The organism is Brachybacterium horti, assembly GCF_054777615.1.
Genome location: NZ_BAAHAM010000001.1, coordinates 1097603 through 1119383 on the forward strand (window position 1 = coordinate 1097603; position 21781 = coordinate 1119383).

Below are 21781 nucleotides of genomic sequence, written 5' to 3' on the forward strand. Positions count from 1 at the left end.
TCCGCGGCGACGAGCCTGCCCTGCGGCGACGGCCAGGATGCGGCGCGCCCGGCGGCGCCCTCCACCGCTACGCTCGGCGACATGCATGACGCCGCGCCCCGCCCCCCGCAGGACTACCCCTGGCCCGAGGCGCTCCCGCCGCTCGCCGTCCTCGGGGCCGGCGGCGCCGCCGAGCCCGCCGCGGACCTCCCCGCCGCCGAGGCCGCGCTCGCCCGCCTCGGCGCCGCAGGGCTCGAGGCCCGCCACCTCGTGCTCGCCGTCGGATCCAACCGGAACCCGCAGGTGATCGCCGCGAAGTACGCCCGCGCCGGACTGCTGCAGGACGCGCAGGCCGCGACGGTGCTGGTCACCGCACACGTCAGCGGTCTCGCCGTCGGCCACAGCGCGCACGCCTCCGCCCCCGGCTACGTCCCCGCCGCTCCCTTCGCCGCGCCGGGCGTGCGCACGGAGGTCACCGGGCTGTGGGTCACCACCGAGCAGCGCGAGGCGATCGACGTCACCGAGCCCAACTACGAGCGCCTCGCCCTGCCCGCCGACCGCTTCCCGATCGAGCTCGCCGCCGGGGACGCGCCTGCGGCGGCGGAGGTCTACGCGAGCCTCCACGGGGTGATCGGCCGTCTGCGCCCGCTGCCGCTGCACGCGAGCCAGCAGGAGCTGTTCGACCGGCTCGCCGCGCTCGTGGACCCCGACCCCTTCGAGGGGGACGCGGCGGAGGTCTGCGCGCGCCTCGCCGCGGACCCGGAGGACGCCCGCGCCCTGCTCGCCTCCCACGGCCTCGACCTGCCGGACGGCCTGCCCCGCGCCTGAGGCTCACCGCACGCTGAAGGACACCTCGTGCCAGCCGCTCGCGCCGTCCGGCGCTGGCGGTGCCTCGGTCGAGGTCTGCTGCTCCCCGGTCGCGTCGGTCGCGCGCACCCGAGCCGTGTGCTCGCCGGGTGTCGCCCCGTTCCAGGGCAGCGACCACTGCACCCAGGTGTCGGCGCTGATCGAGGTCGCGAGGGTCGCGTCCTGCCAGGGGCCGTCGTCGACCTGCACCTGCACGCCCTCCACGCCCCGGTGCTGCGCCCAGGCCGTCCCGCCCAGGGTCACGGCGCCGGCGTCGTCCGCCTCGAGGCGGTCCCCGTCGCGGGGCACGTCGATGCGTGAGGCCGTCTTGATCGGCCCCTTCTCCGACCAGCCGCGGGTGGTCCAGTAGGCCGTCTCCTGGGCGAAGGTCGTCACCCGCAGCTCCTCGACCCACTTCGTGGCGGAGACGTAGCCGTACAGCCCCGGCACGACCATCCGCACCGGGTATCCGTGCTCCGCGGGCAGCGCCTCGCCGTTCATGGCGACCGCGAGGATCGCGTCGCGGTCATCCGTGAGCGCCTCGAGCGGGGTGGAGGCGGTGAAGCCGTCCACCGAGCGGGAGAGGACCATGTCCGCGCCGTCCTGCACCCCGGCGCGCGCGAGCAGGGTGCGCACGGGCACCCCGATCCAGCGGGCGTTGCCGGCGAGGTCCCCGCCGACGGTGTTGGAGACGCAGGTGAGCGTCACCGTCGTCTCGATCGCGGGCTCGGCGAGCAGCTCCTCGAAGCTGAGGGTGAGCTCCTGGTCCACGAGGCCCACGATGCGCAGGGACCAGGTCGAGGGGTCCACGCGCGGCACGGCGAGGGCCGTGTCGATGCGGTAGAAGTCAGTGTTCGCGGTGACGACGTCGGGCATGCCCGCGAGAGTGACCTGCGCGCTCGCCGGGACCGCGGGGGCCGGCGCTGTGGGCGTGGGGATCGTGAAGCGGCGGGCCGCGGCCTCCGCGGCGGAGCGCCCGGCGTTCACGACCCGCGCGCCGGCGCCCAGCAGCACCGCACCGATCGCGACGGCGCCGCTGACGAGCAGGTCGCGCCGGCCGGCGCCGTCACCGGGCTCCCGCTCCCGGGCGGCGCCGCGCAGGAGCAGCAGCAGGGCGGGGGCGCCGACGGCGGTGCCGAGCAGCGTGGGCAGCATGCTTGCCGGGGCGTTCTCCGGCCGGGTCATGACGACGACGGCGGCGAGCACCCCGAGCGCGGTGAGCGCGAGCACCGCGTCCCCGATGCGGCGCACACCGAGCAGGCCGATCCCGGCCGTGAGCGCGAGGTAGACGACCCCCATGCAGAGGAACAGGACGAGCTTGTCCGCCGTGCCGAACAGGGCGACGACCACATCCTTCAGGGCGCCCGGGATCAGGTCCACGAAGGCGCCGCCGACGGCGACGAAGGGTGCGGAGGAGGCGCTGAACAGCAGGGACGCGAGCTCCGCGACGGCGACGAGCACGAGCCCCGCGGCCACGCCCGCGAGGGTGGAGCGGATGCGCACAATGTGCGGTGAGGCGGTCATGGGCTCCCCTTCCCTGCGGTGGTCGTGCGGGCTGCGAGGGCCAGCGTGCGCCCCCAGGCTCCGAATCCGCTGTGACCTCGGGTACAGCACGGGCTCTCGGTTGGACGTGCAGGCGGGGCGCCCGTACAGTAGTGCGTCGGTGGCCCACCCGGTACGATCCGGTTCCAGCCCCCATGGGCCTATAGCTCAGTCGGTTAGAGCGCTGTCCTGATAAGACAGAGGTCACTGGTTCAAGTCCAGTTAGGCCCACTCCCATGATCGGAGGACTCGTGAAGAAGCTTCTCGCGTACACCGCCCTGCTGGCCGGAAGCGCCGTCGCAGGAGTCCTCGTCTGGCGCAAGGTCGAGGCGGACCAGCACCGCGACGATCTCTGGGCCGAGGCCGAGAAGATCTCCTCCGAGCAGGATGCTCCTCGCGCCGAGACCGTCTACACCACGGAGTCCGTCCCCGCACCGCGGGCCTGACCTCCCGGCGGGACGCGGCCACGGGCTGCAGCACCACAACTGCATCAGGGGACTTAGCTCAGTTGGTAGAGCGGTAGCTTTGCAAGCTTCAGGTCAGGGGTTCGACCCCCCTAGTCTCCACGGACAGATCCACCAGAAGGCCCCTCCCGGAGGAGGGGCCTTCTGCATGTCCGTCTGGGGTGCGGTCGTCAGCCCGCCGAGGGCGCCTCGGCGGTGTTCTTCTGCGCCGCGGCGATGAGCGGGGCCAGTGCGGGCCCCAGGACGTCCTGCAGCGCCGTGAGCGCCGCCTCCGCGCGCTCGGCCCGGGTGCGGGTCTCGATCAGCTCGTCCTGCAGGGCGGTGACCTGCTCCTCGTACCGCTCACGCTGCTCCTCGAGCTGGCGCTCGCGGTCCGTGATCACGAGCCGCGCCTCCTCGAGCTGGTCCTCGACGGCGGCGACCTCTTGCTCGCGCCGGCTCTCCTCCTGCTCGAGGTCGGAGATCAGGCCGTCGCGCTCGGCCTCGACCTCCCGCACGTAGGCGCGGAGGCCGTCCCGCTCCTCGGTGAAGGCGCCCTTGGCCTGCTCGTGGGCGGCCGCCCAGACGCCGGCGAAGCGGCGCAGCACGTCGTCGGGCATGTCCGGGACGGCCTCCGCGGCGGCGACCTTCTCGTTCCAGGCGGTGGCGGCGGCGCTCGCGACGGCCATGGCGACGCCGGCCCGTTCGCGGACGGAGCGTGCGGTGACCGGCTGATCGGCGGCGGCGAGGGCCTCGGCGGCCTGCAGCGCCCGCTCCTCGGCCTCCGAGAGGGGCTGGGTCTCGGTGCTGTTCTGCTCGGTCATGACGTTCTCCCTGGTCCGGCGCGTGCCGATCTCTCCGCGCTCCGTCAGCCTATCGCACGTAACGCACGTAGCGGCAGAAGCGCTACGCGCGTTACGACTCAGCGGAACCACGAGAGGATCTGCGGATGGTGTGGGGTGCTGGTGCTCGCGGGAAACCGGTGCGTTCTGCCAGGAGCACGGCGCGGCCGTCTCGGCGTTCCCGGGAGCGCCCGGCGCGCCGCGGCACGGTGCGCCGGGCCCATGGGCCGGGCCGGACTGAGGTGCGGGGTAGTGTCGGCCATCGCCGCAGGTCCTGCGGCGGGAACGTCGGCAGAGCACGGAGAGGGAGGCGCCTGATGGGACGGACGACGCTGATCGCGGGCTGCGGGCGGCTCGGTCTGCGCATCGCCGCGCTGCTCCAGGAGGCCGGCGGTGAGGTCCTGGGGCTCCGGCGTGATCCCCGCGATCTGCCGGAGGGGATCATCCCGGTCGCCGCAGATCTCTCCGCACCGCTCACGTCCCCGTTGCCGCCGGCGGATGCCCTGGTCATCGCGTTGCCGCCCTCGGGCTTCGCCGACCTCCGCGCGCCGCTGCAGCATCTCCGCGACGCCGTGCCGGCGCTGCCCGTCCGCACGGTCCTGATCTCCTCGACGCGGGTGCTCGAGGGGTACGACGCGAGCCGTCCGCTCACCGAGGCGGATCCTCCACGCCCCCGATCGGAGCGCGCGCGCCGGCTCGTGGAGGGGGAGGAGGCGGCGCGGGAGCTCTTCGACGCGATCGTGCTGCGCGCTGCCGGGATCTACGGTCCCGGCCGTGACCGCCTGATCCGCGCCGTGCGCGAGCAGCGGCCCGTCGAGCACGACCGTCGCACCAACCGCATCTACGAGCAGGATCTCGCCCGGGCCGTCGTCGCCCTGCTCGAGGCCGCGGACCCGCCCCGACTGCTGCACGCGGTGGACGCCGCACCGGCACCGCTCGGCGAGGTCGTGGGCCACATCGCCGCGCAGCTGGACCTTCCGGTGCCTCCTCGGGCTCTCCCGGACCCGGGCTCGGGCACCGTGCTCGACGGCGCCGCGCTCCATCGCCTCCTCGGACACCTCGAGGTGCCCGACCATCGCGCGGGGTACGCCGCGATCCTCGCCGGGGAGAGCGCGTGACGACGTCGGAGAGCCGCCCCGCGCACCTGCGGCCCGGCCTGCTCGCCGTGGTCCTCGCGGGCGGCACGCTCGGCACGGCGGCCCGGGAGGCGCTGAGCCTCGCCGTCCCCGCCACGGGCGGCGTGGCCTGGGTGATCGTCGGCATCAACGTCCTCGGCGCGTTCCTGCTGGGCCTGCTGCTCGAGGCCCTCGCCCGCAGCGGACCGGACGCGGGACGGCGCCGCCTGCTGCGCCTGGGCCTCGGCACGGGCGTGCTCGGCGGCTTCACCACCTACTCGACCTTCGCGGTCGCGACCGCCGGCCTGCTCGGCGCGGGCCGGCCGCTGCTCGCGCTCGCCTACGTCGCGGCGACGCTGCTGCTGGGCGCCGGGGCGAGCCTCGCCGGCATCATGGCCGGCGCCGCCCTCGCCCGGCCCCGGGGTGAGCGATGAGCCCGCTGCTGTTCGTGCTGCTCTCCCTCGCGGGCGGGCTCGGCGCCGCGACCCGCTTCGCCCTGGATGGCGTGATCCGCTCCCGGGCGGGGGAGTCGCTGCCCTGGGGCACGATCCTCATCAACGTGACCGGCTCCTTCCTGCTGGGCCTGGTCACGGGGATGGTCGGCCAGCACCTGCTGGCCGGATCGGCGCAGCTCGTGCTCGGCACGGGGTTCCTCGGCGGGTACACGACCTTCTCCACCGCGAGCCTCGAGACGGTGCGGCTGCTGCAGGCGGGCCGGCGCCGTGACGGGATCGTGAACGCGCTGGGCACGCTCGTCGCGGCGACCACGTCGGCCGCGATCGGGCTGCTGCTGGGCAGTCTCCTCTGAGCCGCTGAGCTCCCGCCCTACTGCTGCTGCGGGGCGTGCCGGTCCAGGAACTCGAGCATCGCGACCCGGTCCACCCCGGTGAAGGTGCCCGACGGCATCGCCGCGAGCAGCGAGGCGTGCAGCCGCGCCACGGGCCACGCGGAGCCCTGCCAGCGCTCCGCGAGCTCGGGCCGGGGGCGACGGCAGCACGTGGGATCGGGGCACGAGGAGGCGAAGCGGCGCGTCGTCTCCCGGCCGCGGAACCAGCGCGTGTGCTCGAAGCGCGTGCCCACCGAGATCGAGTACTCCCCGCCCTGCCCGGACTCGATGTGCGACGTGCACCAGTACGTGCCGCCGGGCTTGTCCGTGTACTGGCAGTACGGGCTCATCCGGTCCTCGCTCATGAACACCTGCCGTGCGCTCCACCAGCGGCACACGACCTGGCCCTCGACGGCACCGAGGGCGTCCGTCGGGAAGCGCACCTCGTCGTTCTGGTACGCCTTGAGGATCGCCCCGCTCGAATGGGTCTTGAGGAAGTGCACGGGGATGTCGAGGTGGCGGGTGACGAGGTTCGTGAAGCGGTGCGCGGCCATCTCGTAGCTCACCGCGAACTCGTCCCGGAGGTCCTCCACGGACAGCTCCCGCTGCGCCTTCGCGGCCCGCAGGAACTCCGCCGCGCCCTCCTCCGGCAGCAGCAGCGCGGAGGCGAGGTAGTTGACCTCGACCCGCTGGCGCAGCAGCTCGCCGTAGTCCGCGGGCTCCTGCTCGCCGAGCACGTGCGCGGCGATCGCCTGCAGCACCGTGATCCGCGGGTCGGCACCGCCCCGCTCGAGCGGCAGGTAGATCCGCATCGTCTCCGCGTCGGTGATCGAGCGGGTGGAGTGGGGGAGGTCCGGCACCGAGTGCAGGGTGAAGCCGAGCTCCCCGGCGAGCAGGGAGACCTTGCGGTGGGAGAGGGGGCCGCCGGCGTGGTCGATCCGGTCCAGCAGCTCCCGGGCGGTGGCCTCGAGCTCGGGGGAGTAGTTGCCGCTGCGGGACTGCTCCTCGCGCAGCTGGCCGTTGACGCGGCGGGCCTCCTCCGGGGTCGCCGCGCGCTCCTCATGGAGCCGTCGCAGCTCCTCGTGCAGCCCGAGGATCGTCTCGATCGCGGCGTCGCTCAGCGAGCGGCGCACGGGCAGCTCGGGCAGGTCGAGGCCCTGGTAGAGGGCGCCGGCCTGGGCCCGTTCGAGGGCGATCTCGAGGGCCGCGCGGCGCGTGGGCGGCTCGGGGCGCAGGAGGTCCGCGACCTCCACCTCGAGCACCGCGGCGATGCGGCGCAGCTCGCCGAGTCGCAGCTCGCGGCGGCCGTTCTCGATGACGGAGAGCTGGGAGGGGGCGCGGTCCAGCGCCTGCGCGAGCTCGCGCAGGGAGAGCCCCTGCTCGAGGCGGCGGGCGCGGATGCGCCGGCCGACGGTGAGCTGGTCGGTGGGGTCCTCGTCGGGGAACGTGGCCGCGGGGGAGCGGCCGGGGGCGGGGGTCACGTCGTCGTGCGCCATGGAGGCAGGGTGCCACGTGGAAGTTCTCCAGGACAGAACTTCGGGAAAAGTTCTTCGGAATCTCCCCTTCGCAGGGGGTTGCGGGGGCACCAGGGTGGGAGCACCCGGTGAAGTTCACCGGTGTTCCCCCGCAACGCTGCGGCCGAAGGAGGCCATCATGGACCAGTTCACCCGTCGCCACGGAGACCAGGACGTCACCGCCGCCGAGCTCGCCGCCTCCTGGGAGGTGGACCCCCGCTGGCGCGGCGTCCGCCGCGACCACACCGCGGAGGACGTCCTCTCCCTCGCCGGCCCCGTCCGCGAGGAGCACACCCTCGCCCGCCGCGGGGCCGAGACCCTCTGGCAGCTCGTCGAGGAGAACGCCGAGGACCCCACCCGCTGGGTCCGGGCGCTCGGCGCCCTCACCGGCAACCAGGCCGTGCAGCAGGTGCGCGCCGGCCTCAAGGCCATCTACCTCTCCGGCTGGCAGGTCGCGGCCGACGCGAACCTCTCCGGCAAGACCTACCCCGACCAGTCCCTCTACCCCGCCAACTCGGTCCCCCACGTCGTGCGGCGCATCAACAACGCGCTCATGCGCGCCGCCCAGATCGAGCACGCGGAGGCCGGCACCACGAGCCGCGACTGGCTCGCGCCCGTCGTCGCCGACGCCGAGGCCGGGTTCGGCGGCCCGCTGAACGCCTACGAGCTCATGCTCTCGATGATCGAGGCGGGCGCCGCGGGCGTGCACTGGGAGGACCAGCTCGCGAGCGAGAAGAAGTGCGGGCACATGGGCGGCAAGGTCCTCATCCCCACCTCCCAGCACGTGCGCACCCTGAACGCCGCCCGCCTCGCCGCGGACGTCGCCGGCGTGCCCTCCGTCATCATCGCCCGCACCGACGCCCTCGCCGCGAACCTGCTGACCAGCGACATCGACGAGCGGGACCGCGAGTTCCTCACCGGGGAGCGCACCGCGGAGGGCTTCTACGAGGTGCGACCGGGCATCGAGCCCGTCATCGCTCGCGGCCTCGCCTACGCCCCCTACGCGGACCTGCTGTGGGTGGAGTCCGCGGAGCCGGACCTCGAGCTGGCCCGCGCCTTCGCCGAGCGGATCCACGCGGACTTCCCCGAGCAGCGCCTCGCCTACAACTGCTCGCCCAGCTTCAACTGGAAGCGCCACCTCGACGACGACGAGATCGCCCGCTTCCAGCGCGAGCTCGCCGCCATGGGCTACGCCTTCCAGTTCATCACCCTCGCCGGGTTCCACTCCCTCAACCACGGCATGTTCGAGCTGGCCCGGGGCTACGAGGAGCGCCAGATGAGCGCCTTCGTGGACCTCCAGGAGGCGGAGTTCGCCTCCGCCGCCGCCGGCTTCACCGCCCATCGCCACCAGGCCGAGGTGGGCACCGGGTACTTCGACCGGGTCGCGACCGCGCTGAACCCGGGCAGCAGCACCCTCGCCCTCGCCGGCTCCACCGAGACCGCCCAGTTCCACTGAGCGCTCGCCGGCCCCCGACCACCCGGCCCCACCTCCCGAGCAGGAGCAGAACGATGACCATCACCCAGGACCGCACCACGACCACCACCACCGAGCGGGGCGACGAGCCCCGCGGCACGCTCACCGTGCTGGGCCCGATGCACGACCGGTTCGACGAGATCCTCACCCCCGAGGCGCTCGACTTCGTCGCCCACCTCCACGACCTCTACGAGAACCGCCGCTACCAGCTGCTGCGCACCCGCGAGCTGCGCCGCGACGCGATCGGCGCGGGCTCCATGTTCGACTTCCTCCCCGAGACCGCCGCGATCCGCGATGACCCGGGCTGGAGGGTCGCGGGCCCCGGCCCCGGCCTCGAGGACCGCCGCGTGGAGATCACCGGCCCCACCGACCGGAAGATGGCGATCAACGCCATGAACTCCGGCGCCCGCGTCTGGCTCGCCGACCACGAGGACGCCCTCAGCCCCACCTGGGAGAACATCGTCGGCGGGCAGGTGAACCTGTTCGACGCGATCCGTCGGCAGATCGACTTCACCTCCCCGCAGGGCAAGGAGTACCGCCTCGGCGAGGAGACCCCGACGATCGTGCTGCGCCCCCGCGGCTGGCACCTGAGCGAGGCGCACCTGCGCTACACCTGCCCCCGCGGCCGCACCGGACGGGCCGTCGCCGGCCTCGTGGACTTCGGCCTCTACGCCTTCCACAACGCCCGCGAGCTGATCGAGCGCGGCCGCGGCCCGTACTTCTACCTCCCCAAGCTCGAGTCCCACCAGGAGGCGCGGCTCTGGGACGAGGTGTTCACGAAGACCGAGCGGGAGCTGGGCCTCGAGCACGGCACGATCCGCGCGACCGTGCTCATCGAGACCCTCCCCGCGGCCTTCGAGATGGAGGAGATCCTCTACGAGCTGCGCGACCACTGCGCGGGCCTGAACGCGGGCCGCTGGGACTACCTCTTCAGCGTCATCAAGATGTTCCGCGATCGCGGCCGCCGCCGCGTGCTGCCGGACCGCGGCGAGCTCACCATGTCCGTCCCGTTCATGCGGGCGTACACGGAGCTGCTGGTGAGCACCTGCCACCAGCGCGGGGCCCACGCGATCGGCGGCATGAGCGCCTTCATCCCGGACCGCCGCGACCCGGAGGTCACCCGGCAGGCGCTCGAGATGGTCTCCGAGGACAAGCGCCGCGAGGCGACCGACGGCTTCGACGGCACCTGGGTGGCGCACCCGGACCTCGTGCCCGCGGCCCAGGCGGAGTTCGACGCCGTGCTCGGCACCGACCCCGACCAGCGCCACCGCCTGCGCGAGGACGTGCACGTCACCGCGGAGGACCTGCTGGACATGTCCGTGGAGGGCGCCGCGATCACCGAGACCGGGGTCCGCCAGAACGTGCGGGTCGCGCTGCGCTACCTCGACAGCTGGCTGCGCGGCCAGGGCGCCGCGGCGATCGACCACCTCATGGAGGACGCCGCGACCGCGGAGATCTCCCGCTCGCAGCTGTGGCTGTGGATCAACCAGGGCATGACCACGGCCGACGGGATGCCCGTGGTGCGCGAGAAGGTCGAGTTCCTCATCGAGCGCTACGCGGAGGAGATGGGCCGCGAGGAGGGCAGCCGCGCGGCCGACGCCGCCGAGCTGCTGCGGGACGCCGTCCTCGGCGAGGACTTCCCGGCCTTCCTCACCAACGCCGCCTACGACCGCTTCCTCAGCTGAGCCGGAGCACCTCGGCGCCGGCGGGTCCTCGGACCTGCCGGCGCCGACGTGCGCGCGGTGCGCACGAGGTCAGCCGGCGGCGGAGGCCGTGGTCTCCTCGCGCGCGGAGGCGCGCAGCAGGTCCAGGCGGATCGCGCGGGCGGTCTCGAAGTGCGCACGGGCGGTCGCGCGGGCGGCGTCCGCGTCCCGCGCGGAGATCGCCGCGACGAGCCGGGCGTGCTCCTCGAGCGCCTGCTCCCAGCGGCCCTCGACGGTGAGCGTCGAATGGGGGGCGTGGACGAGGTGGCGGGAGAGCTGGGCGAGCAGGTCCTGCAGCACCGGGTTATGGCTCGCCGTCCACACGGCGTGATGGAACTCGAGGTTCGCGCGGATGAGCGCGGCGTCGTCCCGGGCGATGAGCGCGCGGTCCCGCTCGAGCAGGGCCTCGATGCGCAGCACGTCGCTCACCGTGCGCTGCAGGGCCGCGTCCCCTGCGACCTGCTCCTCGAGCAGGATGCGCGCGTCGTAGACCTGCATGATCGTCTGCGGGTCCACGCTCTGCACCTCGAGGCCCCGCTGGGCGCGGGTGAGCAGCCCCGCCTGCTCGAGGCGGGACAGGGCGTCCCGCACGGGGGTGCGGGAGACCTCGAAGCGCTCCGCGAGCGCCACCTCGCGCAGGGGCGTGCCGGGGGCGAGGGTGCCGTCGAGGATCTCCGCGTGCAGGAGCGCGAAGATGCTCTCGCGGTCGTGACGACCACTCATTCCGGTCCTCCTGGCGGGTGCGGGGTGTGCTGAGCGGTGAGCCTAGTGGGCGCTATGCGATCGACCCTGCGCGGCGGCCGAGGACGGCGCCCGCGGCGAGACCCGAGCCGCCGGGGTAGTTCGTGGAGAACAGCCCGCCGAGCATCTCCCCGCACACGAGCAGGCCCGGGATCGGCGCGCCCTGCGCATCGAGCACCCGGCCCTCCGTGTCCCCCTTGAGCCCGCCGAAGGTGAAGGTGATCCCGCAGGTCACGGGGTAGGCGTAGAAGGGCGCCTCGGCGATCGCGCTCGCCCAGTTCGACTTCGGCGGCGTGGTCGCGGCACGTCGGCCGTCCTTGACCGTGGGATCCAGCGGCGCCTCCACGATCGAGGCGTTGAAGTCCTCGACCGTGCAGCGCAGCTGCTCCGCAGGGACCTCCATGAGGGCGGCGAGCTCCTCGAGGGTCTCCGCGCGCAGCTCGGAGACGCCGGGCATCTCGCACTCCTCGGCGCGCAGCAGCGGCCGGGTCGCGGCGTCGAACACCTGGAAGGCGAGGGAGCCGGGCTGCTCGAGGATGACCTTGCCGTACTTGGCGTAGGTGTAGTTGCGGAAGTCCGCGCCCTCGTCGAGGAAGCGGCGGCCTTCGGTGTTCACGAGGATCCCCAGCGGGTAGGACTGCCGGGTGAGGCGGTTGGTGAGTGCGAGGTTGCCCTCGTTGCGGGGGTGGAAGGCGTCCCACTGGACGCTGTGGCAGGTGGACCAGTCCCCGCCCTTCGCGGCGCCGACGGCGAGCCCCGCGGTGATCATGTCCCCGACGTCGAAGGCCGTGCCGCGCACCTTCGCGGCGGCCCAGCGCTCGCCGAGGTGCTCGGCGCGCAGCTCCGCGCTCGCCTCGAAGCCGCCTGCGGCGAGGACCACGGACTCGGCGCGGAGGGTCACCCGCTCGCCCGCGTGCTCGGCGACCACGCCCACCACGGCGCCGTCCTCGACGACGAGCTCGAGCGCGCGGTGCCCGTAGCGGACGTCCTCCCCGAGGCGCGCGGCGACGGCGGTGTGATCGGCGACGAGGCCCTCGCCGCCGCCGACGTTGCCCACGTGCAGTCCGCCCCAGAAGAGGTACGTGCCGTCCGGCCGGGCGTAGGCCTGGCGCTCGTACATGAGGCGGTAGCGCAGGCCCAGGCCCGCGAGCCAGCGCAGGGTGGGCTGGGCCTCGGCGACGAGCACGGCGCTGAGCTCCGGGTCGTTGCGGCCCTCGGTGACGCGCTCGAGATCCGCGAGGTACTCCTGCTCGGAGTAGGGCGGGACGGTGGAGACGGCGTGGCGGTCGTCCGGCTCGACGAACTCCTGGAGCTGGGCGAGGCCCTCGTGGGCGATGCGGGTGGCGCCCGCGGTGAAGAAGCTGTTGCCGCCGGCCGTGGGGCCCTCGCCGCGCTCGAGGACGATCACGGAGCGGCCGCGCTCCGCGGCGGCGTGGGCCGCGCTGAAGCCGGCGTTGCCGCCTCCCACCACGATGACGTCGGCGTCGTGCTGCATGGGGCATCCCTTCGGTCCGGTCGCGACAGGTCCTCGTCGCGCATCCTGATGTTCTCAGGCGGATACACGTGTGTCCAGGGAGAACAGACGGCAAGCGTGTTGCGCGCCGCTTCCTCGCCGTGCATACACTCACCGGACCACTCCGCCAGACCGGCGGGACGACGATGTTCGAGGAGAGTGGAGCATGCAGCGGAGGACCCTCCTCCATGGCGCCTTCGGGGCGGTGGTCGCCGTGACCACGGGAGCGGCCCTCGCCAGCGCCGCCGGATCCAGCGGGCGCGCCGAGGCCCGCAGCACCCTGACCCTGATCGCCCCCGCCGCCCCCGGCGGCGGCTGGGACGGCTTCGCCCGCGAGGCCCAGCAGGTGCTGCGCGGCGCCTCGATCGTCAACAACGTGCAGGTGGTGAACATCCCCGGCGCGGGCGGCACGATCGGCCTCAGCCAGTTCGTGGGCCAGACCGGCTCCGAGGACACCCTGCTCGTCACCGGCGGCGTCATGGTCGGCGCGATCGCCCTCGACGAGGGCGACACGACCCTCGCCGACGTCGTCCCCATCGCCCGCCTCGCCGACGACTTCGCCGCCCTCGTGGTCCCCGCGGACTCCGAGATCCAGGACCTCGACGGCTTCCTCGCGGCCTGGAAGGAGAACCCCCGCGGCACCTCGATCGGCGGCGGCTCCCTCGGCTCGATCGACCACCTCATGAGCGGGCGCCTCGCCCAGCTCGCCGGGATCGACCCGAAGGACCTCAACTACATCGCCTACTCCGGCGGCGGCGAGGCCCTGAACTCCCTGCTCTCCCACACCACGACGGCCGGCAGCTCCGGGTACAACGAGCTCTCCGACCAGATCGAGGCGGGCACCCTGCGCGCCCTCGCGATCTCCTCCCCGGAGCGCCTGGACGGCATCGACGTGCCCACCTTCACCGAGCTCGGCGTGGACATCGCCATGTCCAACTGGCGCGGCCTCGTCGCCGCCCCCGGGATCACCGAGGAGGCCCGCGCGGAGTTCACCGCGATCATCACCGAGATGCGCGAGAGCGCCGAGTGGAAGGACACCCTCCAGCGCAACGACTGGACGGACTCCTTCCTCACCGGCGACGACTTCGCCCAGTACATCGCCGACGAGACCGAGCAGGCCCGGGGCATCGTCTCGGACCTCGGGCTGTGAGGAGCACCGTGAGCACATCCACCCCCACCCGCCCCTCCGGCCGCGGCGCCCTCTGGCGCCGCAAGGAGCTGGTCATGGCCGCGATCCTGCTGATCGTGGGCCTCGTGCTGCTGATCGGCGCGCAGACCATGCATGTTCTCGGCGACTCCGCGCCCGGGCCCCAGTTCGTGCCCGTCATCGTGGGCGTCGCCCTGCTCGTGGTCGCCGTGATCCTCGCGACCGAGGTGATCCGCCACCCCGAGGAGGAGCGGGTCCTGCCCGACGAGGGCCGTGACATCTCCCGCGACCTCCTCCAGGACCTCTCCGACACCGGGACCGCGGAGTTCCGCGCCGTCGGCGTCGCCGACCTCGCCGAGGACGCGAGCCCCGCTGACCCGACGACCACCGCCGCCACGTCGGACGCCGCCGAGGACACCGCGAAGAAGCCCGTCGCGAGCGATCTGCGCACCACCGGGTACGTCCTCGCGAGCCTCGTCGGCTTCGTGCTGATCCTGCCCTGGGCCGGCTGGGTGCTCTCCGCCGCCGCCCTGTTCTGGTGCGTCGCCCGGGCGCTCGGCTCCCGCCGCACCTGGATCGACCTCGGCGTGGCCCTCCTGCTCTCCTCGTTCATCCAGCTCGTGTTCGGCGGCCTGCTGGGCCTCTCGCTCCCCGTCCTGCTCGGAGGTGTCCTCTGATGGAACAGATCCCCCTGCTGCTCGACGGCTTCGCCTCCGCCCTCACCCCGTACAACCTGCTGTTCGTGCTCATCGGCGCGGTGCTCGGCACCGCCGTCGGCGTCCTGCCGGGGCTCGGCTCCTCGATGGCCGTCGCCCTGCTGCTGCCGATCACCTTCGCCCTGGACCCCACCGCCGCGTTCATCATGTTCGCGGGCGTGTACTTCGGCGGCCTGTTCGGCGACTCCACCGCCGGCATCCTGCTGAACACGCCCGGGCAGTCCTCCGCGATCGCCTCGACCTTCGAGGGCCACCGCATGGCCCGCAACGGCCGCGCCGCCGTCGCCCTCGCGACCGCCGCGATCGGCGCGTTCATCGGCGGGCTCATCTCCACCACGATCGTCGTGTTCTTCTCGCCCGTGCTCGTCACCATGGCGACGGAGTTCGGTCCCGCGGAGTACTTCGCCCTCGCCGTCTTCGCGTTCCTCGCGATCTCCTCGGTGGTCTCCGAGTCCGTGCTGCGCGGCATCGGCGCGCTGCTGCTCGGCGTCGCCCTCGCCCTCGTGGGCATCGACGGCCCGAGCGGCACCGAGCGCTACTCCTTCGGCATCCCGAACCTCTTCGACGGCATCGACATCGTGGTCGTCACCGTCGGCCTGCTGGCCCTCGGCGAGGTGCTCCACGCGGCCTCCCGGATCCACCGCGACCCCTCCTCGATCACGCTGCCCACGGGCGGCATCGCCCGGATCGGGAAGAAGGACTTCCGCAAGGCCCTGCCCGCCTGGCTGCGCGGCAGCGCCTTCGGCGCCCCCTTCGGCATGATCCCCGCGGGCGGCGCCGAGGTCCCGACGTTCCTCGCCTACGGCACGGAGAAGCGCCTCGCCGACCGCCGCCAGGACCCGGAGTTCGGGAAGAGCGGGTCGATCAAGGGCCTCGCCGCCCCGGAGGCCGCTGCGAACGCGACCGCCGGCACGGCGCTCGGCACGCTGCTCGCCCTGGGCCTGCCCACCTCCGCGACGGCCGCGATCCTGCTCGCCGCCTTCCAGCAGTACGGCATGCAGCCCGGGCCGCTGCTCTTCCAGCGCTCCGGTGAGCTCGTGTGGACGCTGCTGGCCTCGCTGTTCATCGGCCTCGTGGTGCTGCTGCTGCTGAACATGCTGCTCGCCCCGGTGTGGGCGCGGCTGCTGTTCATCCCCCAGCACTACCTCTACGCGGGGATCACGGTGCTCGCCATGCTCGGCGTGTACGCGACGTCCTCCTCCTACGTGGACCTCTACTTGCTGGTGGGGCTCGGTGTGCTCGGCTTCCTCATGCGCCGCTTCGGCATGCCGCTCGCCCCGCTCATGATCGGCGTGATCCTGGGCCCGCTCGCGGAGACGGAGCTGCGGCGCGCGCTCGCGGTCTCGGAGGGGGATCCCTCGATCCTCGTCTCGAGCCCGATCACGATCGGCGTGTACATCGTGCTGATCGGCATCGTCGTGGTCTCCGTGGTCCAGCACCTGCGCCATGCCCGGGAGGACCGCCGGCAGCAGGCCGCCTGAGCACCTCGCCCCCGGACGGCCGCGTGCGCCGTGCCCTCCTCCGCGGGGGCACGGCGCACGGGCGTCGGTGGGTGGTGTGCTCACCAGCGATGGGCGACGTCCACGACGATCCGGGAGCCGGTCCCGGGGCCGTCGAGCACGAGGACCCTCATGGGCAGCCGGGCACGCACGCCCAGGCCGATCGTGGTCTCGCCCTCGAAGCTCCCGGCGACGGTCACCTGTTCGAAGGTGGCGTAGCCGGTGACGTCCGCGGCGCGGGACCAGCGGGAGACGGGGAAGGTGGGACGCCCGGCGTCGTCGTACGCGGGGGCGCGCACGATGATCTCGAGGTCCGCGGCGCCGGCGAGCGGCACCACCTGACCGGAGCCTGGGCGGTGGACCGCGCTCACGTAGCGCACCGTGTACCCGGTCGCCTTGTGGTCGAGGTCGATGACGAGCCGGTCGTAGCACGTGTGCTCGCCGGTGCGCAGGTCGGTGAGATGGGCGGCGGACGTGCCCGCCCTCACCTTCGTGACGGAGCCCCAGCCGATGCCGCAGGAGGGAGCGGCAGTGGCGGCCGTGGGGGCGACGGCGCCGAGGCCGACGAGCAGCAGCACGCCGGCGAGGGCCGCGAGGAACCGTGTCATGGTGCACTCCTTCGTGCCCGGGTCCGGGCCCCTGCGACCAGGACCGTGCCTGGATTGTCCCTTTCCGGCGCGCGGAGCGCGAGAGGGCAGGGGGCGATGACCACCGGATCGTGACGTGACCGCCCGGGCACCTCCGGGGCGACGGTGTCCGGGGACGATCGGGCCTTCGGTCCCTGGCATGCCGGGGGAGGGTCGCTCGAGGATGGACGCATGAGCGTGCTCCTGGCCTATGCGACCCACTCCGGCGCCACCCGCAGCCTCGCCGAGGCCATGGCCGCGGCCCTCGAGGAGGAGGGGCGGGAGGTCGTCCTCGCGGACGTCGCCGAGGATCCGGACCCCGCCCAGCACGAGGCGGTGATCGCGGGCTCCGCGGTGCGCGGGGAGTCCGTCGAGAAGTCCTTCGCGCGCTGGACCCGCCACCATGGCGAGGCCCTCGCCGGCCGGCCGTTCGCTGTGTTCACGTGCTCGGGCTCCGCGGCGGATCCCGCGAAGCGGGGGCGGCAGCGGGCGATGGACCGCTTCCTCGAGCGGAGCCCGCTGCGCCCCGTCGCGACGGCGAACCTCCCCGGCTGGGTGCTGATGGACCGGATCCCGGCGGCGGAGCGCGCGCTGCTGCGCGCGATGGGGACGCCGACGGGTGATTTCCGCGATCTCGCGGGAGCCGCGCGCTGGGCTCGCGGAGCGCTTCCCGACGTAAAGCTCTGACCTGCGGCGTTACCGTTCACGTCGCGTTCGTCGGTCACGTTCACGATGCGCGGTTGAAGGGTTTCAGTGACGCGTGGGTCACCTCACAGGGGTTTGACGGCCCCACTTCGCCACGTGTCAATGTCGTGGCCGACGAGCGCCGGAGGTCGACGGCCGCAGTCCCGCCGTCAGCCCCGGATCACGTCACCGCCATCCCCCACCCCAGGAGAAGACGTGTCCTCCCACATGACCCCCCTGAACCCCACCCGCCGCGGATTCGGCGCCCTCGCGCTCGGCACCCTCGCCGCCGCCGGCACCGCCTCGGCGCTCTCCGCCCCCCGCGCCGCGGCCGCCCCCGCCGCCCCGGCCGCCGAGGGTCCCCAGCCCACGCCGCACACGCAGAAGGCGTACGACCCGATCGACAGCGACTTCCACGCCCGCTGGACCCGCGCCGACGCCCGCCAGATCATGCGCACCCAGAACGACGCCTCCGTGGCGCGCGGCGAGAACTCCATGCCGGAGTCGATCACCATGCCGGAGATCCCCAAGGACTTCCCGATCATGACCGACGAGGTCTGGGTCTGGGACACCTGGTCGCTGACGGACGAGCACTCCAACCAGATGAGCTACAAGGGCTGGGACGTCATCTTCTCCCTCGTCGCCCCGCGCGACATCCCCTTCGACGAGCGCCACTGGAGCGCCCGCATCGGCTACTTCACCCGCCCCTCGAGCGCCGATCCCGACGAGGCGTGGACCTACGGCGGCTACCTCTTCGAGGACGAGACCTCCCTGTCCAACACCGAGTGGTCCGGCTCCGCTCGCCTGCTCCAGGGCAACAAGATCCGCGTCTTCTACACCGCCACCACCTTCGGCGAGAAGCGCCCCGGCACCGACGGCAAGCCCGCCGTGCTCGCGACCGTGCTCGGCAAGATCAAGGCCACCAAGAAGGGCGTGAGCTTCTCCGATTTCGGCGAGCACGTCGAGATCGCGGAGCCCGACGGCACCTGGTACCAGACCCAGGAGCAGAACCAGTACTTCTCGTTCCGCGACCCCTTCACCTTCGAGGACCCGGCGACCCCCGGGATCACCTTCATGCTCTTCGAGGGCTGCGGCGCCGGCGTCCCCGGCACCGAGGAGACGAACGCGACCGCCGAGGACCTCGGCTACGTGGACGGCGACCCCTTCGCGGAGACCGTCGACGAGGTCAACGCCAAGGGCGTCCAGTACCAGCGCGGCAACATCGGCCTGGCCTGGGCGGACTCGAGCGACCTCACCTCCTGGACGATGCTCCCCCCGATCCTCACCGCCTACGGCGTGAACGATCAGACCGAGCGCCCCCAGATGATCATCGAGGACGGCAAGTACTTCCTCTTCACCATCTCCCACCAGTTCACCTACGCGGCCGGCCTGCGCGGCCCCGACGGCGTCTACGGCTTCGTTGGCGACGGCATCCGCTCCGACTTCCAGCCGCTGAACTCCTCCGGCGTGGTGCTCGGCAGCCCCGTGGACCTCAACCTCCCGGCCGACGCCCCCGAGGCGCCCACCGCGGGCCAGAACCCGCGCCAGTTCCAGGCGTACTCGCACTACATCCAGCCCGGCGGGCTCGTGCAGTCCTTCATCGACAACGTCGACGGCCGCCGCGGCGGCACCCTCTCGCCCACCGTGAAGGTGGACGTCGACGGCGCGACCGCGACCTCCGCGGTGGACTACTCCTTCGGCGACAACGGCCTCGGCCCGTACGCCTACATCCCCACCAACAAGCGCAAGGGCGGCGTCGGCCACTACAAGTGATCGGCGGCCCCTGCTGAGCTGACGCGCGCGGCGCCGTCCCCGGGAACGGGGGCGGCGCCGCGTCGCTGCGCGGGCGGCGTCAGTGCTCGCGCAGCGTCACCCCGGTGACCTGCAGCGGCCCGCCGTCGGCGTAGAGCGAGGCGCCCGTGTCCCCGGGCAGCAGGTGCACCTGCTGGGACAGCACCGTGTACCCGTCGTCCACGAACACCTCGACGCTCTGCGTATCCACGAGCACCCGCAGGTGCACCGCGCGGGCCGCCGGGTCGATCGGGGCCTCCGCCTGGCGGAACTCCCCGAAGGAGAAGCCCTCGAGGTCCGACGGGCCCCGGTCCACGTAGACCCGGCCGCCCGTGATCCCGATGTTCGTGTGACGGGCGCCGTCCGCCGAGCGGCCCACGGAGAGGCCGACGTTGCTCGCCGCGTCCCAGGTCAGGTCGAGCTCGAGCTCGTACGCGCGGGCGTCGACGTCGAGCACGGCGGCATCCTCGACCGTCACGTCGGGCAGGGTGCGCTCCGCGGTCGCCGCGGCGGCGAGGGCGGGGACGGGGGTGGAGACGAGCGCGCAGCGGCCGTCGGCCTCCCGCCGCAGGCGCAGCTCCCGCACCACCTAGAACTGACCGTTGTAGCCGTCGCTCGCATCGGTGGGGACCTCGCGGTTCGCGTACTTCCAGTTGTTCATCCAGCCGATCGCGTACCGCACGCCCGCCGGGTCCTCCTCCGAGGGCCAGGTGACCGCCGCGTACCAGTCCCAGCCGTGGTCGAGCCACTGCGGGGTGCGGGAGTCGGGGAGGAACTGCTCCCCGTCCCAGCTGCCGGTCCAGTAGGCGTAGGTCATCGGCAGGCCCGCGCCGTAGGCGTCCATCGAGGCGCCGAGCACCCAGTGGGAGCTGCCGTCGCTCGCCGTCATCTCGAACAGGTCCGGACACTCGATGCCGCCGAGGTCCGGCTCCGCGGCGTCGAGGCGGTAGTCGAAGTTGCGGCGCAGGGTCCAGGTGCGCAGGTCCGTGGACGTGGAGAAGGCCGCGTAGCGGTGGCGGCCGATCACGCACACCCACTCGCCGCGCGCGGTGTCCCGGTGGATCTTCGGGTCGCGGAACCACTCCGCGTTCTCGACCTCCTCCGGGGTGCTCGCCTCGCGGCCGTCCTCGTTGACGATGACCGGCTGCTCGACCTGCGTGAACGTCGCCCCGCCGTCGAGGGACCAGTACAGGTACTGCTCCTGGTACCGGCGCACGCCGTCGGTGGGCTGGGTCGCGAAGGCGAGCACGGCTCCCGCCCCGAACCCGGCGTCGTCCTCCTCGTCGATGACGAGGGAGCCGCTCCAGGCGGGGAAGTCGGGGCGCAGCGGGATCGCCTCGCCGTGGTGCGTGAAGGTGACGAGGTCCGTGGTCGAGGCGCGGTCCCAGCCGCCGTCCCCGGAGTTCTCCGCGGAGTGCAGGTAGTACAGCTGGGTCGCGCCGCCGGTGACGACGGGACGCTGCGGGTCGCACAGCCAGCCCTGCGGCGGGGTGAGGTGGAAGCGGGCCCGCAGGGACTCGGGTCCCTCGGCGCGGGCGGTGGGCGGAGTGGTCATGAGGGCTCCGGTGAGCGCGAGGGCCCCGCAGCCGGTGCTGCGGAGGAGGTCGCGTCGGGTGGGTCGGATCATCGGGCGTTCTCCATCATCGTCGGTGGGATCGGCACAGCGGGGATCTGAGGGGTGCGGCGAACAGCCGGGCGCCGACGGCGGCGACCGGGGTCCGGGGTTTGCGGTGGAGGGGGAGCGGCGCGCGGCTCAGCGCGCGGCGACCGAGTCCCGCGCGATCACGGGGCAGGCCACGCGCAGCGATGCGCCCGGCTCCACCCGCTGCTCGCCCAGCAGGACCCGCACCCCGGCGGCGCCCAGCTCGTAGTGCGGCAGGGCCACGGTGGACAGCGGCGGGCGCAGGTGCCCGGCGATGACCTCCTGGTTGTCGAAGCCGACGACCGCCATGTCCCGCGGCACCCGCAGGCCCCGCTCGCGCAGGGCGTCGTACAGGCCCATCGCGACCCGGTCGTTGTGGCAGAACACGCCCGTGGCGCCGAGCGCGAGGATCCGCTCCGCGGCGCCGTAGCCGCCCTCCTGCTCGGGGGAGGCGTCGAGGACCAGCGCCTCGTCCACCTCGACGCCCGCCTCCGCATGCGCCTCCCGGTAGCCCTGCAGGCGGCCCTCCCGGGCCGGGGAGGGCGAGGTCGTGTTGACGAAGGCGATCCGACGGTGCCCCTGCGCGAGCAGCAGCGCCGTCGCCGAGCGGCCGCCCGCGACCTCGTCCGGCACCACGGCCCGGGTCGCGGTGCCCGGGGCGTAGCAGTTCACGAGCACGTGGTCCGTCTCCGCGAGCGCCGGCGGCAGCTGCGTGGCCCGGTGCGTCCAGGTCGAGTAGAGGATGCCGCGCACCTTGTACTCGAGCATCATCGCGAGCGCGTCCCGCTCGGCGGCCTCGTCGGCCTCGGTGTTGGCGACCAGCAGCACGTGACCGTGCCGCCAGGCCTCCTCCTGGGCGCCGCGGATGATCTGCCCCGCGAAGGGCGTGGTCGCGATCGAATCCGCGACCAGGCCGATGAAGGCGCTCGTGCCCTGCACGAGGTTCTTCGCGAGGACGTTGGGCCGGTAGCCGAGGTCCACGACCGCCTGCTGCACGCGGGCCCGGGCCTCGGCGCCGATCCGGGCGCCGGCCTTGTCGTTGACGACGTGGGAGACCGTGGTCACCGAGACGCCGGCGCGCTCGGCGACCTCGCGCATCGTGACCGTGCGGTCCGCTCGCCCCGTGCTCGTCATTCCC

At 73.3% G+C, this 21781-nt stretch carries 21 protein-coding genes and 2 tRNA genes; 14 read left to right on the forward strand and 9 right to left on the reverse strand.

Translation table 11 applies throughout. The features are described from left to right. The first annotated feature begins 81 nt into the window (after window positions 1-81). Window positions 82-807 carry a hypothetical protein gene (locus ACYVAP_RS05005; RefSeq protein ID WP_498859811.1) on the forward strand — a complete coding sequence of 242 codons (726 nt, stop codon included), beginning with the start codon at window positions 82-84 and terminating at the stop codon, window positions 805-807. 3 nt (window positions 808-810) lie between these two features. On the opposite strand, the gene ACYVAP_RS05010 is transcribed toward ACYVAP_RS05005, so the two are convergent. Beyond that, a complete protein-coding gene (locus tag ACYVAP_RS05010; RefSeq protein ID WP_498859812.1) occupies window positions 811-2349 on the reverse strand; it encodes a molybdopterin-binding protein in 1539 nt (512 codons plus the stop codon). Window positions 2350-2524: 175 nt separating this feature from the next. On the opposite strand from ACYVAP_RS05010, the gene ACYVAP_RS05015 reads away from it, so the two are divergent. The 3 genes from ACYVAP_RS05015 to ACYVAP_RS05025 all read left to right on the forward strand — a co-directional run bounded on the left by ACYVAP_RS05015 (window position 2525) and on the right by ACYVAP_RS05025 (window position 2933). Next, window positions 2525-2598 (forward strand) — tRNA-Ile (locus ACYVAP_RS05015). A gap of 5 nt (window positions 2599-2603) precedes the next feature. After that, window positions 2604-2813: a DLW-39 family protein gene (locus ACYVAP_RS05020; protein WP_168197999.1), complete on the forward strand. Its 210-nt coding sequence runs from the start codon at window positions 2604-2606 to the stop codon at window positions 2811-2813. Window positions 2814-2860: 47 nt separating this feature from the next. Beyond that, window positions 2861-2933 (forward strand) — tRNA-Ala (locus ACYVAP_RS05025). A 68-nt stretch (window positions 2934-3001) separates the two neighbouring features. Here ACYVAP_RS05025 and ACYVAP_RS05030 read toward each other — a convergent pair. Beyond that, on the reverse strand, window positions 3002-3634 hold the full coding sequence (locus tag ACYVAP_RS05030) for a DNA-binding protein (RefSeq protein ID WP_498859813.1): 633 nt from the start codon (window positions 3632-3634) through the stop codon (window positions 3002-3004). A gap of 335 nt (window positions 3635-3969) precedes the next feature. Here ACYVAP_RS05030 and ACYVAP_RS05035 point away from each other — a divergent pair, with 335 nt between their 5' ends. The 3 genes from ACYVAP_RS05035 to crcB are packed head-to-tail and all read left to right on the forward strand — an operon-like array spanning window position 3970 to window position 5575. Further along, a complete protein-coding gene (locus ACYVAP_RS05035) occupies window positions 3970-4770 on the forward strand; it encodes a Rossmann-fold NAD(P)-binding domain-containing protein (protein WP_498859814.1) in 801 nt (266 codons plus the stop codon). Further along, window positions 4767-5201 (forward strand): CrcB family protein, encoded by a 435-nt coding sequence (locus ACYVAP_RS05040; protein WP_498859815.1) that lies wholly within the window; start codon window positions 4767-4769, stop codon window positions 5199-5201. The genes ACYVAP_RS05035 and ACYVAP_RS05040 overlap by 4 nt, the downstream gene beginning before the upstream one ends. Beyond that, on the forward strand, window positions 5198-5575 hold the full coding sequence (gene crcB / locus ACYVAP_RS05045; protein ID WP_137769373.1) for a fluoride efflux transporter CrcB: 378 nt from the start codon (window positions 5198-5200) through the stop codon (window positions 5573-5575). The genes ACYVAP_RS05040 and crcB overlap by 4 nt, the downstream gene beginning before the upstream one ends. Before the next feature lie 17 nt (window positions 5576-5592). On the opposite strand, the gene ACYVAP_RS05050 is transcribed toward crcB, so the two are convergent. After that, complete coding sequence (locus ACYVAP_RS05050; protein WP_137769372.1) at window positions 5593-7089, reverse strand: helix-turn-helix transcriptional regulator; 1497 nt, start codon at window positions 7087-7089, stop codon at window positions 5593-5595. A 157-nt stretch (window positions 7090-7246) separates the two neighbouring features. Between ACYVAP_RS05050 and aceA the strand changes: the two genes are divergently transcribed. Both aceA and aceB read left to right on the forward strand, forming a co-directional pair. Further along, the gene (aceA, locus tag ACYVAP_RS05055; protein WP_498859816.1) at window positions 7247-8563 is read left to right on the forward strand and encodes an isocitrate lyase; all 1317 of its coding nucleotides are present in this window, start codon (window positions 7247-7249) and stop codon (window positions 8561-8563) included. Window positions 8564-8616: 53 nt separating this feature from the next. Continuing rightward, window positions 8617-10266 carry a malate synthase gene (gene aceB, locus ACYVAP_RS05060; protein ID WP_498859817.1) on the forward strand — a complete coding sequence of 550 codons (1650 nt, stop codon included), beginning with the start codon at window positions 8617-8619 and terminating at the stop codon, window positions 10264-10266. 69 nt (window positions 10267-10335) lie between these two features. On the opposite strand, the gene ACYVAP_RS05065 is transcribed toward aceB, so the two are convergent. Together ACYVAP_RS05065 and tcuA are read right to left on the reverse strand one after the other, a co-directional pair. Next, window positions 10336-11007, reverse strand: coding sequence for a GntR family transcriptional regulator (locus ACYVAP_RS05065; RefSeq protein ID WP_498859818.1), 672 nt, complete (start codon window positions 11005-11007; stop codon window positions 10336-10338). A 52-nt stretch (window positions 11008-11059) separates the two neighbouring features. Next, the gene (gene tcuA / locus ACYVAP_RS05070; RefSeq protein ID WP_498859819.1) at window positions 11060-12520 is read right to left on the reverse strand and encodes an FAD-dependent tricarballylate dehydrogenase TcuA; all 1461 of its coding nucleotides are present in this window, start codon (window positions 12518-12520) and stop codon (window positions 11060-11062) included. Between the two features lie 184 nt (window positions 12521-12704). On the opposite strand from tcuA, the gene ACYVAP_RS05075 reads away from it, so the two are divergent. The 3 genes from ACYVAP_RS05075 to ACYVAP_RS05085 are packed head-to-tail and all read left to right on the forward strand — an operon-like array spanning window position 12705 to window position 15882. Continuing rightward, window positions 12705-13688: a Bug family tripartite tricarboxylate transporter substrate binding protein gene (locus ACYVAP_RS05075; protein WP_343903800.1), complete on the forward strand. Its 984-nt coding sequence runs from the start codon at window positions 12705-12707 to the stop codon at window positions 13686-13688. Window positions 13689-13696: 8 nt separating this feature from the next. After that, window positions 13697-14362 (forward strand): tripartite tricarboxylate transporter TctB family protein, encoded by a 666-nt coding sequence (locus ACYVAP_RS05080; RefSeq protein WP_498859820.1) that lies wholly within the window; start codon window positions 13697-13699, stop codon window positions 14360-14362. Beyond that, window positions 14362-15882, forward strand: a complete 1521-nt coding sequence (locus tag ACYVAP_RS05085; RefSeq protein ID WP_264451802.1) for a tripartite tricarboxylate transporter permease — start codon at window positions 14362-14364, stop codon at window positions 15880-15882. The genes ACYVAP_RS05080 and ACYVAP_RS05085 overlap by 1 nt, the downstream gene beginning before the upstream one ends. 80 nt (window positions 15883-15962) lie before the next feature. Here ACYVAP_RS05085 and ACYVAP_RS05090 read toward each other — a convergent pair whose 3' ends face one another. After that, the gene (locus ACYVAP_RS05090; protein ID WP_498859821.1) at window positions 15963-16508 is read right to left on the reverse strand and encodes an AMIN-like domain-containing (lipo)protein; all 546 of its coding nucleotides are present in this window, start codon (window positions 16506-16508) and stop codon (window positions 15963-15965) included. A 210-nt stretch (window positions 16509-16718) separates the two neighbouring features. On the opposite strand from ACYVAP_RS05090, the gene ACYVAP_RS05095 reads away from it, so the two are divergent. Both ACYVAP_RS05095 and ACYVAP_RS05100 read left to right on the forward strand, forming a co-directional pair. Continuing rightward, on the forward strand, window positions 16719-17213 hold the full coding sequence (locus ACYVAP_RS05095) for a flavodoxin domain-containing protein (protein WP_498859822.1): 495 nt from the start codon (window positions 16719-16721) through the stop codon (window positions 17211-17213). Between the two features lie 225 nt (window positions 17214-17438). Next, complete coding sequence (locus tag ACYVAP_RS05100) at window positions 17439-18983, forward strand: glycoside hydrolase family 68 protein (protein ID WP_498859855.1); 1545 nt, start codon at window positions 17439-17441, stop codon at window positions 18981-18983. Window positions 18984-19062: 79 nt separating this feature from the next. On the opposite strand, the gene ACYVAP_RS05105 is transcribed toward ACYVAP_RS05100, so the two are convergent. The 3 genes from ACYVAP_RS05105 to ACYVAP_RS05115 form a co-directional block, all read right to left on the reverse strand. Beyond that, the gene (locus tag ACYVAP_RS05105) at window positions 19063-19587 is read right to left on the reverse strand and encodes a GH32 C-terminal domain-containing protein (RefSeq protein WP_498859823.1); all 525 of its coding nucleotides are present in this window, start codon (window positions 19585-19587) and stop codon (window positions 19063-19065) included. A gap of 3 nt (window positions 19588-19590) precedes the next feature. Next, complete coding sequence (locus tag ACYVAP_RS05110; protein WP_498859824.1) at window positions 19591-20628, reverse strand: glycoside hydrolase family 32 protein; 1038 nt, start codon at window positions 20626-20628, stop codon at window positions 19591-19593. Between the two features lie 126 nt (window positions 20629-20754). Further along, complete coding sequence (locus ACYVAP_RS05115; RefSeq protein WP_498859825.1) at window positions 20755-21777, reverse strand: LacI family DNA-binding transcriptional regulator; 1023 nt, start codon at window positions 21775-21777, stop codon at window positions 20755-20757. Between the last annotated feature and the right edge of the window lie 4 nt (window positions 21778-21781).

Bases quoted from the DNA above. Each gene is read 5' to 3' on its own strand.
- ACYVAP_RS05085 (WP_264451802.1), top strand. From the start codon at position 14,362: ATGGAACAGATCCCCCTGCTGCTCGACGGCTTCGCCTCCGCCCTCACC.
- ACYVAP_RS05005 (WP_498859811.1), top strand. From the start codon at position 82: ATGCATGACGCCGCGCCCCGCCCCCCGCAGGACTACCCCTGGCCCGAG.
- ACYVAP_RS05050 (WP_137769372.1), bottom strand. From the start codon at position 7,089: ATGGCGCACGACGACGTGACCCCCGCCCCCGGCCGCTCCCCCGCGGCC.
- ACYVAP_RS05035 (WP_498859814.1), top strand. From the start codon at position 3,970: ATGGGACGGACGACGCTGATCGCGGGCTGCGGGCGGCTCGGTCTGCGC.
- ACYVAP_RS05075 (WP_343903800.1), top strand. From the start codon at position 12,705: ATGCAGCGGAGGACCCTCCTCCATGGCGCCTTCGGGGCGGTGGTCGCC.
- crcB (WP_137769373.1), top strand. From the start codon at position 5,198: ATGAGCCCGCTGCTGTTCGTGCTGCTCTCCCTCGCGGGCGGGCTCGGC.
- ACYVAP_RS05020 (WP_168197999.1), top strand. From the start codon at position 2,604: ATGATCGGAGGACTCGTGAAGAAGCTTCTCGCGTACACCGCCCTGCTG.
- aceB (WP_498859817.1), top strand. From the start codon at position 8,617: ATGACCATCACCCAGGACCGCACCACGACCACCACCACCGAGCGGGGC.
- ACYVAP_RS05090 (WP_498859821.1), bottom strand. From the start codon at position 16,508: ATGACACGGTTCCTCGCGGCCCTCGCCGGCGTGCTGCTGCTCGTCGGC.
- ACYVAP_RS05095 (WP_498859822.1), top strand. From the start codon at position 16,719: ATGAGCGTGCTCCTGGCCTATGCGACCCACTCCGGCGCCACCCGCAGC.
- ACYVAP_RS05110 (WP_498859824.1), bottom strand. From the start codon at position 20,628: ATGATCCGACCCACCCGACGCGACCTCCTCCGCAGCACCGGCTGCGGG.
- aceA (WP_498859816.1), top strand. From the start codon at position 7,247: ATGGACCAGTTCACCCGTCGCCACGGAGACCAGGACGTCACCGCCGCC.
- ACYVAP_RS05115 (WP_498859825.1), bottom strand. From the start codon at position 21,777: ATGACGAGCACGGGGCGAGCGGACCGCACGGTCACGATGCGCGAGGTC.
- ACYVAP_RS05030 (WP_498859813.1), bottom strand. From the start codon at position 3,634: ATGACCGAGCAGAACAGCACCGAGACCCAGCCCCTCTCGGAGGCCGAG.
- ACYVAP_RS05100 (WP_498859855.1), top strand. From the start codon at position 17,439: ATGACCCCCCTGAACCCCACCCGCCGCGGATTCGGCGCCCTCGCGCTC.
- tcuA (WP_498859819.1), bottom strand. From the start codon at position 12,520: ATGCAGCACGACGCCGACGTCATCGTGGTGGGAGGCGGCAACGCCGGC.
- ACYVAP_RS05065 (WP_498859818.1), bottom strand. From the start codon at position 11,007: ATGAGTGGTCGTCACGACCGCGAGAGCATCTTCGCGCTCCTGCACGCG.
- ACYVAP_RS05010 (WP_498859812.1), bottom strand. From the start codon at position 2,349: ATGACCGCCTCACCGCACATTGTGCGCATCCGCTCCACCCTCGCGGGC.